The 14773-nt window shown below is 34.1% G+C and carries 13 protein-coding genes and 1 other annotated feature; all 13 genes read left to right on the top strand.

Annotated features, from left to right (window positions below):
- A partial coding sequence (locus tag ABFX13_RS14040) for an EF-Tu C-terminal domain-related protein (RefSeq protein ID WP_487047216.1) occupies positions 1-88 on the top strand: 88 nt, incomplete at its 5' end.
- A 217-nt stretch (positions 89-305) separates the two neighbouring features.
- Positions 306-455, top strand: coding sequence for a 50S ribosomal protein L33 (gene rpmG, locus ABFX13_RS14035; RefSeq protein ID WP_021121979.1), 150 nt, complete (start codon positions 306-308; stop codon positions 453-455).
- 24 nt (positions 456-479) lie between these two features.
- Complete coding sequence (gene secE, locus ABFX13_RS14030; RefSeq protein WP_147548020.1) at positions 480-701, top strand: preprotein translocase subunit SecE; 222 nt, start codon at positions 480-482, stop codon at positions 699-701.
- 15 nt (positions 702-716) lie between these two features.
- Positions 717-1262 (top strand): transcription termination/antitermination protein NusG, encoded by a 546-nt coding sequence (gene nusG, locus ABFX13_RS14025; protein ID WP_147548019.1) that lies wholly within the window; start codon positions 717-719, stop codon positions 1260-1262.
- Between the two features lie 29 nt (positions 1263-1291).
- Positions 1292-1717, top strand: a complete 426-nt coding sequence (rplK, locus tag ABFX13_RS14020; RefSeq protein ID WP_021121982.1) for a 50S ribosomal protein L11 — start codon at positions 1292-1294, stop codon at positions 1715-1717.
- 76 nt (positions 1718-1793) lie between these two features.
- Entirely contained in the window at positions 1794-2492 is a 699-nt protein-coding gene (gene rplA, locus ABFX13_RS14015; protein ID WP_346047067.1) for a 50S ribosomal protein L1, read from the top strand.
- Positions 2493-2545: 53 nt separating this feature from the next.
- Positions 2546-2674, top strand: a sequence feature (ribosomal protein L10 leader region).
- 36 nt (positions 2675-2710) lie between these two features.
- Positions 2711-3214, top strand: coding sequence for a 50S ribosomal protein L10 (gene rplJ, locus ABFX13_RS14010; RefSeq protein WP_147548017.1), 504 nt, complete (start codon positions 2711-2713; stop codon positions 3212-3214).
- A 75-nt stretch (positions 3215-3289) separates the two neighbouring features.
- Positions 3290-3652: a 50S ribosomal protein L7/L12 gene (gene rplL / locus ABFX13_RS14005; RefSeq protein ID WP_092921776.1), complete on the top strand. Its 363-nt coding sequence runs from the start codon at positions 3290-3292 to the stop codon at positions 3650-3652.
- A 265-nt stretch (positions 3653-3917) separates the two neighbouring features.
- Entirely contained in the window at positions 3918-7619 is a 3702-nt protein-coding gene (rpoB, locus tag ABFX13_RS14000; protein WP_147548016.1) for a DNA-directed RNA polymerase subunit beta, read from the top strand.
- A 43-nt stretch (positions 7620-7662) separates the two neighbouring features.
- Positions 7663-11151, top strand: a complete 3489-nt coding sequence (gene rpoC, locus ABFX13_RS13995; RefSeq protein ID WP_147548015.1) for a DNA-directed RNA polymerase subunit beta' — start codon at positions 7663-7665, stop codon at positions 11149-11151.
- 312 nt (positions 11152-11463) lie between these two features.
- Positions 11464-11886: a 30S ribosomal protein S12 gene (gene rpsL, locus ABFX13_RS13990; protein WP_147548022.1), complete on the top strand. Its 423-nt coding sequence runs from the start codon at positions 11464-11466 to the stop codon at positions 11884-11886.
- 120 nt (positions 11887-12006) lie between these two features.
- Positions 12007-12477: a 30S ribosomal protein S7 gene (gene rpsG / locus ABFX13_RS13985; protein ID WP_147548014.1), complete on the top strand. Its 471-nt coding sequence runs from the start codon at positions 12007-12009 to the stop codon at positions 12475-12477.
- Positions 12478-12529: 52 nt separating this feature from the next.
- Complete coding sequence (gene fusA, locus ABFX13_RS13980) at positions 12530-14596, top strand: elongation factor G (protein WP_147548013.1); 2067 nt, start codon at positions 12530-12532, stop codon at positions 14594-14596.
- Positions 14597-14773: the final 177 nt, after the last annotated feature.

Genomic DNA, 14773 nt, shown 5'->3' with positions numbered 1-14773 from the left:
AATAGCAATAGAAGAAGGATTAAGATTCGCAATAAGAGAAGGTGGAAGAACAGTAGCATCAGGTGTTGTTGCTTCTATAATAGAGTAATTCTCTTATTCCTAATATAAATTTTAAAACTAAAAAAGAGAGGGGGATAACCTCCTCTTTTTTTAACTTGAAATCAACAAAAACATTGACATGCCTACTAATTTGTGATAATTTATATGAGGTGATGATTCAAAAATGAGATATTGAACCTATTATACAGAGTAGGCAATAAAGTTAACAATATATATATTGTATTTACGAGTTGGAGGTGTAGCAGATGAGAGTTAAAGTAACTTTAGCATGTACAGAGTGTAAGCAAAGAAACTACAACACTACTAAAAACAAAAAGAATAACCCAGATAGAATAGAACTACAAAAATACTGTAGATTCTGCAAGAAGCATACTGCTCATAAAGAAACAAAATAGTTTTATTAAGGATGTGAGTGTGGAATGGCTGCCCAATTAAATGAAAGTCCAAGAACTAAAAAGAAGTTTAGTTTTTTTAGATATGTTAAAGAAACTAAGCAAGAATTAAAAAGAGTTACGTGGCCAACAAAGAAAGAGCTTTTAAAAAACACAGGAGTTGTTTTAACTGTTGTTGTTTCGGCTACTATCTTAGTATGGGCTTTAGATAGTGTATTATCTGGTGCACTAAATCTAATACTAAAATAGAAAGGAAGAATCAGAATGTCGGAATTACAAGAGGCTAGATGGTATGTAGTACATACGTATTCAGGTCATGAAAATAAAGTTAAAGCAACAATTGAAAAAGCTGTTAAAACAAGAGGTATGGAAGATTGCATAACTCAAGTAGTTGTCCCTACTGAAGATGTAGTTGAAACTACAAAAACTGGGAAAGAAAAAACTAGACAACGTAAGGTATTTCCAGGGTACGTGCTAGTGAAAATGGTTATTACTGATGAATCTTGGTATGTTGTAAGAAATACTAAAGGGGTTACTGGGTTTGTAGGACCAGGTTCTAAGCCAGTTCCTTTAAGTGAAGAAGAAGTAATAGCTATGGGCATAGATACAGCTGTTCCTAAATTAGTAAGCGGAGACATAAATTTTGAAATTGGCGAAGTAATAAAAGTTGCTAATGGTCCTTTTGAAGGGCAAATAGGAACTATAGAAGAAATAGACCTGGAAACAAAAGAAGTAAAAGTGTGTATAGATGCTTTTGGTAAAAAAACTCTATTTGCAATAGACTACAAAGGCATAGAAAAATATAACTAGAGAATAAATAATCTGAGGAGGTGCGCTCAATGGCTAAAAAAGTTATAGGTCAAATAAAATTACAAATACCTGCAGGTAAAGCTACACCAGCTCCACCAGTTGGGCCAGCATTAGGACAACACGGGGTTAATATAATGGGATTCACTAAGGAATTCAATGCTAAGACTGCAGATCAAGCTGGAATGATAATACCAGTTGTTATAACTGTATATCAAGATAGATCTTTCAGCTTCATAACAAAAACTCCTCCAGCTGCAGTATTATTAAAGAAAGCTGCTGGATTAGATACTGCTTCAGGAGAACCAAACAAGAAGAAGGTTGCAACTTTATCTTCAGCTAAGATAAGAGAAATAGCTGAGTTAAAAATGCCTGACTTAAACGCTGCTTCTGTAGAATCTGCTATGAGAATGATAGCTGGTACTGCTAGAAGTATGGGTATCGTTGTTGAAGACTAATTAATATTAAATTAGTTATCTTCGCTTGAAAAAGTGGGAGGTAAAAAACCAATATAACCACAAGGAGGACATGAAAATGGCTAAAAAAGGTAAAAAGTACGTAGAAGCTTTAAATAAAATAGATAGAACTAGATTATATGATGCTTCAGAAGCTTTAGCTTTAGTTGCAGAAGTTGCTAGTGCTAAGTTTGATGAGACTGTAGAAGCTCATATAAAATTAGGTGTTGACTCAAGACACGCTGACCAACAAGTAAGAGGTGCGGTTGTATTACCACACGGAACTGGTAAAACTAAGAGAGTTTTAGTTTTTGCTAAAGGTGCAAAAGCTGAAGAAGCTACAAATGCTGGTGCTGACTTTGTAGGTGCTGAAGAATTAGTACAAAAAATACAAGGTGAAAACTGGTTTGAATTTGATGTAGTTGTTGCTACTCCAGATATGATGGGTGTAGTTGGTAGATTAGGTAGAGTATTAGGACCTAAAGGTTTAATGCCAAACCCTAAATCAGGAACAGTTACTTTCGACGTAGCTAAGGCTATAGAAGAAATAAAAGCTGGTAAAGTTGAATATAGATTAGACAAAACTAACATAATACACGTTCCAGTTGGAAAAGTATCTTTCGGTGGAGAGAAGTTAGCTGAAAACTTTGCTGCATTAATGGATGCAATAGTTAAAGCTAAGCCAGCTGCTGCTAAAGGACAATACTTAAAGAGCGTAGCTGTTACTTCAACTATGGGACCAGGAGTTAAAGTTAACCCTGCTAAAATAGCTGAATAATAAAAAGCTTGACATGTGTAAATAACGATGTTAAAATAATATTCGTTAATAAATAAAAAAGAATAGATTTGCCGTAGACAGTAGGGGCTTTAAGCTTAATATCCTACCGAGGTTTTAGATAAATTTTGATACTAAAGCTTTTGTATGTCTATAAGGATTGCAAAAGCTTTTGATATTTACGGCAGATGAACCTATCGGATGAAGGAGGTGCTGACTAGATGAGAAAAGCTATAGAAGTAAAATCACAAGTGGTTGCTGAAATAGTTGAGAAGTTACAAAACTCTTCTTCTGCTATAGTTGTTGATTACAAAGGATTAACAGTTGAAGAAGTAACTGAATTAAGAAAGAAAATGAGAGAAGCTGGTGTTGAATACAAAGTATACAAAAACACTTTAGTTAGAAAAGCAGCTAAAGAAGTTGGTATAGAACAATTCAACGATGAATTATTAGTAGGAACAAATGCGATAGCATTCGGATACGAAGATCCAGTTGCTCCAGCTAGAATAATAAAAGAGTTCATGGATTCTCATCCTAATATGGATTTAAAAATGGGTGTTGTTGAAGGAGAATTCTACGGTAAAGAAGATATCGTTGCATTCGCTAACATACCATCAAGAGAAGTACTTCTTGCAAAATTACTTGGAAGCTTAAAAGCTCCAATGTCAAACTTCGCATACTTATTAGATGCAATGATCAAAAAACAAGAAGGACAAGAAGCTTAATAATAGCTTAAACGTAAGAAAAAAGATTAATTAACAATTATTAATTGAAAAGAATATAATTCGGAGGTGCTAACAATGACAATAGAACAAATATTAGAAGCTATAGAAAATATGAAAGTTTTAGAATTAAATGAATTAGTTAAAGCTGCAGAAGAGAAATTCGGAGTATCTGCTTCAGCTCCAGTTATGATGGCTGGTGCAGTTGCTGGTGGAGCTGCTGAAGAAAAAACTGAGTTTGATGTAGTATTAGCAAACGCTGGTTCTTCAAAAGTTGGAGTTATAAAAGCAGTTAGAGAAATAACTGGATTAGGATTAAAAGAAGCTAAAGAATTAGTTGACAACGCTCCTAAGACATTAAAAGAAGGAGTTTCTAAAGAAGAAGCTGACCAAATGAAAGAAAAATTAGAAGCTGCAGGAGCTTCAGTAGAAGTTAAGTAGTTTTCTTTTAAAGAAGATGTCCTTTGGACATCTTTTTTTTTTCCTAAATTACAAAAAATAACTGTATATTTTAGGAAAATAAGAATTAGAGACTTAATTTTTGAACATAATAAATAATGCATATTTTGTGTCGAACAAAAAAACATAATATTATACATATACATAAAAGTTATATATTGAAATAAGCTTTCAATTATGTTAAAATTATTAGATGCGTTAGAATAAACTATGGTTTTATTTTTAATTATTGAGAGGTGAAAAGTGAATGCCACATCCTGTCACGATAGGTAAGAGAACTAGAATGAGCTACTCAAAAATAAAAGAGATAGCTGATGTACCAAATCTTATAGAAATACAATGTGATTCCTATGAGTGGTTTTTAAAAGAAGGTTTAAAAGAAGTGTTTGAAGACATTTCACCTATAGAAGATTATACAGGTAATCTTATATTAGAATTTGTTGATTATTCTTTAGATGAGAAACCAAAGTATGACATAGAAGAATGTAAAGAAAGAGATGCTACATATTGTGCACCTCTAAAAGTTAAAGTAAGACTTATAAATAAAGAAACAGGTGAAATAAAAGAGCAAGAAGTATTTATGGGTGATTTCCCTTTAATGACAGAAAAGGGAACTTTCATAATAAATGGAGCAGAAAGAGTTATAGTAAGTCAGTTAGTTAGATCTCCTGGTGTTTACTATGCTCAAGAAATGGATAAGTCAGGTAAAAGGCTTATATCATCTACTGTTATACCTAACAGAGGTGCATGGTTAGAATATGAAACAGATTCTAATGATGTAATATCTGTAAGGGTTGATAGAACTAGAAAGCAACCTGTGACAGTCTTATTAAGAGCATTTGGAATAGGTTCAGATGCAGAAATAATAGAGTTATTAGGCGAAGATGAAAGACTAATGGCTACATTAGAAAAAGATAACACTAAAACAGTTGAAGAAGGTCTTATAGAAATATACAAAAAATTAAGACCAGGTGAACCACCAACAGTTGAAAGTGCATCATCATTATTAAATGCATTATTCTTTGATGCTAAGAGATATGACTTAGCTAAAGTTGGTAGATACAAGTTTAATAAAAAACTTGCATTATGCTACAGAATAATGAATAAAATATCAGCTAATGATATTATAAATCCAGAAACTGGAGAAGTTTTTGTTAAAGCTGAAGAAAAGATATCTTTAGATGTAGCAATAGCTATACAAAACTCAGGAATAAATGTTGTTGAGTTATTAACTGAAGATGAAAAAGTTGTTAAAGTTATAGGAAATAACTTTGTAGATATAAAATCACATATAAGCTTTGATATAGATGACTTAAAGATAAAAGAAAAAGTTCACTATCCAACATTAAAAGAAATTTTAGATGAGTATAGTGATGAAGAAGAAATAAAAGAAGCTATAAAATCAAGAATGAAAGAGCTTATACCAAAGCACATATTACTAGATGACATAATAGCTTCAATAAGCTACCAATTCAATATATTCTATGGAATAGGTAGTATAGATGATATCGATCATTTAGGAAACAGAAGAATAAGATCAGTTGGTGAATTATTACAAAACCAAGTTAGAATAGGTCTTTCAAGAATGGAAAGAGTTATAAAAGAAAGAATGACTGTTCAAGACATGGAAGCTATAACTCCACAAGCATTAGTAAACATAAGACCTGTGTCAGCTGCTATAAAAGAGTTCTTTGGTAGTTCACAGTTATCACAATTCATGGATCAAACAAACCCACTATCAGAGTTAACTCACAAAAGAAGATTATCAGCACTTGGACCAGGAGGTCTTTCAAGAGAAAGAGCTGGATTCGAAGTTCGTGACGTTCACCATTCTCACTACGGAAGAATGTGTCCGATAGAGACTCCAGAGGGACCAAACATCGGTCTTATAAACTCTTTAGGAACTTATGCTAAGATAAATGAATTTGGATTTATAGAGTCTCCTTATAGAAAAGTTGACAAAGAAAACAAGAGAGTTACAGATGAAATACATTACTTAACTGCTGACGAAGAAGACTTATTTATAAGAGCTCAAGCTAACGAGCCTTTAGATGAGAATGATGCATTCGTAAACAACAGAGTTGTATGTAGAACTGTAAATGGTGCAATGGAATTAGTTCCAACTGACAAAGTTGATTACATGGATATATCTCCTAAGCAAGTTGTATCTATAGCAACAGCTATGATACCATTCTTAGAGAATGATGACGCCAACCGTGCGCTTATGGGATCAAACATGCAACGTCAAGCAGTGCCACTAGTAAGAAGAGAAGCACCTATCATAGGTACAGGTGTTGAATATAGAGCAGCTAAAGACTCTGGAGTAGTTGTAGTAGCTAAAAATTCTGGTATAGCTGAAAGAGTAACTGCAGATGAAATAATAATAAAAAGAGAAGATGGAAACAAAGATAGATACAAGCTTCTTAAGTTTAAGCGTTCTAACCAAGGTACTTGTATAAATCAAACACCTATAATAAATAAAGGTGATAAGATTGAAGCTGGAGATGTTATAGCTGATGGACCATCTACTGAAATGGGAGAAGTAGCATTAGGAAGAAACTGCTTTATCGCATTCATGACATGGGAAGGATATAACTACGAGGATGCTATATTAATAAACGAAAGACTTGTTAAAGAAGATAGATTATCTACAATTCATATAGAAGAATATGAATGTGAAGCAAGAGATACTAAACTAGGACCAGAGGAAATAACTAGAGATATACCTAATGTTGGAGAAAGTGCTACTAAGAACTTAGACGAAAGAGGTATAATCAGAATAGGTGCTGAAGTTGATTCTGGAGACATATTAGTAGGTAAAGTAACTCCTAAGGGAGAAACTGAACTTACAGCAGAAGAAAGATTACTTCGTGCAATATTCGGAGAAAAAGCTAGAGAAGTTAGAGATACTTCATTAAAAGTTCCTCATGGAGAATCTGGTATAATAGTTGACGTAAAAGTATTTACTAGAGAAAATGGTGATGATTTATCTCCAGGAGTTAACGAATTAGTTAGATGTTATATAGCTAAGAAGAGAAAGATAAGAGTCGGAGATAAAATGGCCGGACGTCATGGTAACAAAGGGGTTATATCAAGAGTATTACCAGAAGAAGATATGCCATTCATGGAAAACGGACAACCACTTGATATAGTACTTAACCCACAAGGTATACCATCACGTATGAACATCGGACAGGTTCTTGAAGTTCACTTAGGACTTGCAGCTAAAACTCTAGGATGGCATGTTGCAACATCTGTATTTGATGGAGCGAAAGAAGAAAACATCAGAGAAGCTTTAGTTAAAGCAGGATACCCAGAAGATGGTAAATTAACTTTATATGATGGTAGAACTGGAGAAGTATTTGACAATAGAATTACAGTAGGATACATGTACATGTTAAAACTACATCACTTAGTTGATGATAAGTTACATGCAAGAAGTACAGGGCCATACTCTTTAGTAACTCAACAACCTCTTGGTGGTAAAGCACAATTTGGTGGTCAGAGATTCGGAGAGATGGAGGTTTGGGCACTAGAAGCATACGGTGCTGCACACATACTTCAAGAAATACTTACTGTTAAGTCTGACGACGTTGTAGGACGTGTTAGAACTTACGAAGCTATAGTTAAAGGTGAGAATATACCTGAACCAGGTATACCAGAATCATTTAAGGTTCTAATAAAAGAACTTCAAAGTTTATGCTTAGATGTAAAAGTATTAACAGAAGAAGATCAAGAAATAGAAGTTAGAGAATCAATAGACATCGACGAAGATGCTAAAGAGTTCGAATTAGATGTTATGGAAAACATAAATGAACTTGAAGAAAATAGCATAGTAGAAGAAATAGATGACTTTGAATCAAATGAAGAAGATATAGAAGAATTAGATTTTGAAGAAGACGTAGTTTATGAAGAATTAAACTATGAAGATGAAGACTTTGATATATAGTTTCTTATTTTAAGTAAATCTCAAATAGAAGGGAGAGAACTCCTTGTTTGAACTAAACAATTTCGAGTCAATAAAAATAGCATTGGCTTCTCCAGAAAAAATAAGACAATGGTCTAGAGGAGAAGTAAAAAAGCCAGAAACAATAAACTACCGTACACTTAAGCCAGAGAAAGATGGTCTTTTCTGTGAAAGAATATTTGGACCTCAAAAGGACTGGGAGTGTCACTGTGGTAAGTACAGAAGAGTAAGATACAAAGGTGTTGTTTGTGATAGATGTGGAGTAGAAGTAACTAAGGCAAAGGTAAGAAGAGAAAGAATGGGACATATAGAGCTAGCAGCTCCTATGTCTCATATCTGGTACTTCAAAGGTATACCAAGTAGAATGGGACTTTTACTTGATATGTCTCCTAGATCATTAGAAAAAATACTATATTTTGCATCTTATGTAGTAACTAATCCAGGAGAAACTGGATTAAACGAAAAACAATTATTAACAGAAAAAGAATACAGAACTGCTGTAGAAAAGTATGGATACAATACTTTTGAAGTAGGTATGGGTGCTGAAGCTGTTAAGAAACTTTTACAAAATATAGACTTAGAGCAACAAAGTAAAGAATTAAGAGCTGACTTAAAAGACAGTACAGGTCAAAAAAGAGTTAGAACTATAAGAAGATTAGAAGTTGTAGAAGCATTTAAGAAATCTGGAAATAAGCCAGAATGGATGATATTAGATGCAATTCCAGTTATACCACCTGATTTAAGACCAATGGTTCAATTAGATGGAGGAAGATTTGCTACATCTGACTTAAATGACTTATACAGAAGAGTTATAAATAGAAATAACAGATTAAAGAGATTATTAGAGCTTGGAGCTCCTGATATAATAGTAAGAAACGAAAAAAGAATGCTTCAAGAGGCTGTAGATGCTTTAATCGACAATGGTAGAAGAGGTAGACCAGTAACTGGACCTGGTAATAGACCATTAAAATCATTATCAGATATGCTTAAAGGTAAGCAAGGACGTTTCCGTCAAAACTTACTTGGTAAGCGTGTTGACTACTCAGGACGTTCAGTTATAGTTGTTGGACCAGAACTTAAATTCTATCAATGTGGTCTTCCAAAGAAAATGGCTCTTGAATTATTCAAACCATTTGTTATGGATAGATTAGTTAAAGAAGGATATGCACACAACATAAAGAGTGCAAAATCTATAGTAGAGAAAGTTAAACCAGAAGTATGGGATGTATTAGAAGATGTTATAAAAGGGCATCCAGTAATGCTTAACCGTGCTCCGACTCTACATAGACTAGGTATACAAGCATTTGAACCAGTTTTAGTTGAAGGTAAAGCTATAAAGCTACACCCTCTAGTATGTACAGCATACAACGCTGACTTCGACGGTGACCAAATGGCGGTACACGTACCATTATCTGTTGAAGCTCAAGCTGAAGCAAGATTCTTAATGTTATCTATAAATAACATACTTGCTCCTAAAGATGGTTCACCTATAACTACTCCTTCTCAGGATATGGTTTTAGGATGTTATTACCTAACTATAGAAGCTCAAGAAGGTGCTAAAGGTACTGGAATGATCTTTAAAGACTACAATGAAATGATGCTTGCTTATGACAATAAAGCAGTTACATTACATTCATTAGTTAAAGTAAGAAGAACTATTGAAGGTGTTGGAACTAAATTAGTTGAAGCTACTGTTGGTAGATTTATATTCAATGAAAATATTCCTCAAGACTTAGGATTTGTTGACAGAGAAAAAGATAAATTTGCACTTGAAGTAGACTTCTTAGCTGATAAAAAGTCTTTAGGTAAGATAATAGATAAATGCTTCAGAAAGCATGGAAATACAGTAACAGCTCAAATGTTAGACCATATAAAATCTTTAGGATTTAAATACTCTACAAGAGGTGGTATAACTGTTGCCGTTGCAGATATGAAAATACCAGAAGCTAAGAAAGGTTACTTAGCTGAGGCTGAAGCTAAAGTTGATAAGTATGAAAAGGCGTTTAGAAGAGGTCTTATATCTGATGAAGAAAGATATGAAAGAGTAATAGAAACTTGGACAGAAACTACTGAAAAAGTTACAGATGCTCTTATGGCTAATCTAGACAGATTAAATAATATATTCATAATGGCTCACTCTGGAGCCAGAGGTTCTAAGAACCAGATAAGACAGTTAGCAGGTATGCGTGGTCTGATGGCCAATGCATCTGGGCAAACAGTTGAAATCCCAGTTAAATCTAACTTCCGTGAAGGTTTATCAGTACTTGAATACTTCACATCTTCACACGGGGCTAGAAAGGGTCTTGCCGATACAGCTCTACGTACAGCTGACTCAGGATACTTAACAAGAAGACTTGTTGATGTCAGTCAAGATGTTATAGTTAGAGATATAGACTGTGGAACTACAGAAGATACAGAAATCTTTGCAATAAAAGATGGAAATGAAGTTATAGAAGAACTATACGATAGAATAGTAGGAAGATATACTTTAGAAGCTATAGTACATCCTACTACTGGTGAAGTAATAGTTGAAGCTGATGCAATGATACAAGAAGATCAAGCTGAAAAAATTATAGAAGCTGGAATCGAGATAGTTAAAATAAGAACAGTTCTTAACTGTAAGACTAACCATGGAGTATGTTCTAAGTGTTACGGTAGAAACTTAGCTACTGGTAAAGAAGTAAATATCGGAGAAGCTGTTGGTATAATAGCTGCTCAATCAATCGGTGAACCAGGTACACAGCTTACAATGCGTACTTTCCATACAGGTGGGGTTGCCGGAGGAGATATAACACAAGGTCTTCCAAGGGTTGAGGAATTATTTGAAGCTAGAAAACCAAAAGGTCTTGCTACTATAACTGAAATATCAGGTAGAATAGAAATAGATGAGACTGGTAAGAGAAAAGAAGTTACTGTAATTCCAGAACAAGGTGAATCACAAGTATATGCTATACCTTATGGTTCAAGATTAAGAGTTAAGAATGGACAATTTGTTGAAGCTGGAGAGGCTTTAACTCAAGGATCTATAAATCCTCATGATATAGTAAGAGTTAAAGGTATTGAAGGTGTTCAAGATTATGTTGTTAAAGAGGTTCAAAGAGTTTATAGAATGCAAGGGGTTGACATCAACGATAAGCATATAGAAGTAATTGTTAGACAAATGCTATCTAAAGTTAAAGTTGAAGATCCAGGTGATACAGATTTATTACCAGGAGGATATGAAGATGTTCTTACATTCAATCAAACTAATGAAGAAGCTGTAGCTCAAGGATTAAAGCCTGCATCAGCTACTAGAGTGTTACTTGGTATAACTAAGGCATCTCTTGCAACAGAATCATTCTTATCAGCTGCATCATTCCAAGAAACTACAAGAGTATTAACAGAAGCTGCTATAAAAGGAAAAGAAGATCACTTAATAGGTCTTAAAGAAAATGTTATAATAGGTAAGTTAATACCAGCAGGTACAGGAATGAAGAGATATAAAAATATAGCTGTTGAAAAGATAGAAGAGTAATTTTACTTTACTATATAAATTAAACATAACTTGACATAAAGCATCTCTGATGCTAAAATGTAAAGGTATGTAAAATAAAGATATCAAATATTACTAAGGGTTTAAAACTCTTAGTAATATTTAAAATATACTTTATTTTTACTTTAAAAAGCATAATAATATGCACCAAACTAAAAGTGCTAAAACCACAATTGTGTGTTATAGACATTTATTGCGATGTAGCTTAAGCTACATATGATATCAATATGTATGCATATTGATGTAGTTGGCGGTCATTTTTAAGATCGAAAATTTTGGAAGGAGGTGCAGATGATGCCAACAATTAACCAATTAGTTCGTAAGAAAAGAAAAGCGATAGAAAAAAAATCTACTGCTCCAGCATTACAAAAAGGATACGATTCTTTACACAAGAAATCAACTGATGCTAGTGCTCCACAAAAAAGAGGAGTTTGTACTTCAGTTAAAACATTTACTCCTAAGAAACCTAACTCAGCTTTAAGAAAAGTTGCCAGAGTTAGATTAACTAACGGTATAGAAGTTTCTGCTTATATACCAGGAGAAGGACACAACTTACAAGAGCATAGTGTTGTTCTTATAAGAGGAGGAAGAGTTAAAGACCTTCCAGGGGTTAGATACCACATATTAAGAGGTACATTAGATACAGCTGGTGTTGATAAGAGAATGCAAGCTAGATCTAAGTACGGTGCTAAGAGACCTAAAGCTGCAAAGAAATAAGCAATTAAAAATCAATTATAGTTCGGTGCTTTAAATATATATATATTTATGGCATCACGGCATTTTATTGAATGTCGAGTACCTATGATTTAAGATTAAATAATTAAGGAGGGAAGCAAAATGCCAAGAAAAGGTAATGTTCCAAAGAGAGAAGTTTTACCAGATCCAGTATACGGAAGTAAGGTAGTAACTAAGTTAATAAACAATTTAATGATAGATGGAAAAAAAGGAAAATCTCAAAAGATAGTATATGATGCTTTCGAGATGATCGCTGAAAAAACTGGAGAAAATGCTTTAGAAGTTTTCGAAACAGCTATGAACAACATAATGCCTGTTTTAGAAGTTAAAGCTAGAAGAGTTGGTGGAGCTAACTACCAAGTTCCAGTTGAAGTTAGACCTGAAAGAAGACAAACTTTAGGTTTAAGATGGTTAGTAAACTATACTAGAGCTCGTGGTGAAAAAGGTATGGTTGAAAAACTAGCTAAAGAAATAATGGATGCTGCTAACAATACAGGAGCTTCTGTTAAGAAGAAAGAAGATACTCATAAAATGGCAGAGGCTAATAAAGCATTTGCTCACTACAGATTCTAATAATAGGATATATTTGATATCCTATTAAAAGGATATCGTAAGGAGGAGAATCATGTCTAGAAAGTTTCCTTTAGAAAGAACTAGAAATATAGGAATCATGGCTCATATAGATGCTGGAAAAACTACTACTACAGAAAGAATCCTATTCTATACAGGGCAAACTCATAAAATAGGAGAAACTCATGAAGGAGCTTCTCAAATGGACTGGATGGAGCAAGAGAAGGAGAGAGGTATAACAATAACTTCTGCTGCTACTACTGCTGCATGGAAAGACCATAGAATAAACATAATAGATACACCAGGACACGTCGACTTTACAGTTGAGGTTGAAAGATCTCTAAGAGTTCTTGACGGATCTGTTGCTGTATTCTGTGCTAAAGGTGGGGTTGAGCCTCAATCTGAGAACGTATGGAGACAAGCTGACAACTACGGTGTACCTAGAATAGCATTTGTAAACAAAATGGACATCATGGGTGCAGACTTCTACAATGTTGTAGAAATGATGAAAGAAAGATTAAATGCAAATGCAGTACCAATGCAATTACCAATAGGTAAAGAAGATTGGTTAGAAGGTGAAGTTGACTTATTAGAAATGAAAGCTCATATCTACAAAGACGACTTAGGAAAAGAAATAGAAATAACTGAAATACCTGAAGATATGAAAGAATTAGCTCAAGAGTGGAGAGAAAAAATGGTTGAAGCAGTAGCTGAAACTGACGAAGATCTAATGATGAAATATCTTGAAGGTGAAGAGCCAACTATAGAAGAATTAAAAGTTGCTATAAGAAAGGCTACAATAGCTTGTGAAATGAACCCAGTATTCTGTGGATCTGCTTACAGAAATAAAGGTGTTCAATTATTACTAGATGCTGTTATAGACTACTTACCAGCTCCAACTGATATACCAGCTATAAAAGGTATATTAGAAAACGGAGAGGAAGCTGAAAGACATTCATCTGATGAAGAGCCATTCTCAGCTTTAGCATTCAAAATAATGACTGACCCATTCGTTGGTAAGTTAGCATTCTTCAGAGTTTACTCAGGAATAATGCAAGGTGGATCTTATGTTCTTAACTCTACAAAAGGTAAGAGAGAGAGAATAGGTCGTATACTACAAATGCATGCTAACACAAGAGAAGAAATAACAGAAGTATACGCTGGAGATATAGCTGCAGCAGTAGGATTAAAAGATACTACTACTGGAGATACTTTATGTGACCCAGCTGCTCCAATAATACTTGAATCTATGGAATTCCCAGAGCCAGTTATATCTGTTGCTATAGAGCCTAAATCAAAAGCTGCTCAAGAAAAAATGGGTATAGCTCTTCAAAAATTAGCTGAAGAGGATCCAACTTTCAGAGTTAAGACTGATGAAGAAACAGGACAAACTATAATATCTGGTATGGGTGAATTACACTTAGAGATAATAGTAGATAGATTATTAAGAGAATTCAAAGTTGAAGCTAACGTTGGTGCTCCACAAGTTGCTTACAGAGAAACTATAACTCAACCAGTTGACGTTGAGTACAAGTACTCTAAGCAATCAGGTGGTAGAGGACAATATGGTCACGTTAAGATCAGAGTTACTCCTCAAGAGCCAGGTGCTGGTTACAAGTTTGAAAACAAAACTGTTGGTGGATCTGTACCAAAAGAGTACGTTGGACCAACTGATGCAGGTATACAAGGAGCTATGGCTTCAGGTATAGTTGCTGGATACCCAGTTGTTGACGTTGCTGTTGAGTTATACGATGGTTCTTACCATGAGGTTGACTCTTCAGAAATGGCATTCAAGATGGCAGGATCAATGGCTATGAAGGACGCTCTTAAGAAAGGTAATGCTGTATTACTTGAGCCATACTTCAAAGTTGAAGTTGTTACTCCAGAAGAATACATGGGAGACGTTATGGGTGGATTAAACTCTAAGAGAGGATTAATCCAAGGTATGGAAGCTAGATCTGGTGCGCAAGTTATAAATGCATTCGTTCCACTTTCTGAAATGTTTGGATACTCTACAGAGTTAAGATCAACTACTCAAGGTCGTGCAACATACACTATGATATTCGACCACTATGAGCAAGTTCCAGCTTCAGTTGCTAAGAAAATAGCTGAAGGTAAATAATTAATTAATTTTAATTAATTTTGTATATAATAAATAAGACGAGGAATTCCTCGTCTTACACAAAATAAACCAATATTAAAGGGAGGAATTCAAAATGGCTAAAGCTAAATTTGAAAGAAATAAGCCACACGTTAATATAGGAACAATAGGTCACGTTGACCACGGTAAAACTACATT

Origin of the sequence: Paraclostridium tenue, from assembly GCF_039521565.1 — a bacterium.
In the GTDB taxonomy this organism is placed as follows: Bacteria; Bacillota; Clostridia; order Peptostreptococcales; family Peptostreptococcaceae; genus Paraclostridium; species Paraclostridium tenue.
Note: the sequence above shows the minus strand (reverse complement) of the source record. Positions and strands in the feature narration are given on the sequence as shown.

Excerpts from the sequence above, each read along its gene's own strand:
- rplK (WP_021121982.1), top strand. The coding sequence starts at position 1,292 with ATGGCTAAAAAAGTTATAGGTCAAATAAAATTACAAATACCTGCAGGT.
- secE (WP_147548020.1), top strand. The coding sequence starts at position 480 with ATGGCTGCCCAATTAAATGAAAGTCCAAGAACTAAAAAGAAGTTTAGT.
- rplL (WP_092921776.1), top strand. The coding sequence starts at position 3,290 with ATGACAATAGAACAAATATTAGAAGCTATAGAAAATATGAAAGTTTTA.
- rpmG (WP_021121979.1), top strand. The coding sequence starts at position 306 with ATGAGAGTTAAAGTAACTTTAGCATGTACAGAGTGTAAGCAAAGAAAC.
- rpsL (WP_147548022.1), top strand. The coding sequence starts at position 11,464 with ATGCCAACAATTAACCAATTAGTTCGTAAGAAAAGAAAAGCGATAGAA.
- rplJ (WP_147548017.1), top strand. The coding sequence starts at position 2,711 with ATGAGAAAAGCTATAGAAGTAAAATCACAAGTGGTTGCTGAAATAGTT.
- rpoB (WP_147548016.1), top strand. The coding sequence starts at position 3,918 with ATGCCACATCCTGTCACGATAGGTAAGAGAACTAGAATGAGCTACTCA.
- nusG (WP_147548019.1), top strand. The coding sequence starts at position 717 with ATGTCGGAATTACAAGAGGCTAGATGGTATGTAGTACATACGTATTCA.
- rpsG (WP_147548014.1), top strand. The coding sequence starts at position 12,007 with ATGCCAAGAAAAGGTAATGTTCCAAAGAGAGAAGTTTTACCAGATCCA.
- fusA (WP_147548013.1), top strand. The coding sequence starts at position 12,530 with ATGTCTAGAAAGTTTCCTTTAGAAAGAACTAGAAATATAGGAATCATG.
- rplA (WP_346047067.1), top strand. The coding sequence starts at position 1,794 with ATGGCTAAAAAAGGTAAAAAGTACGTAGAAGCTTTAAATAAAATAGAT.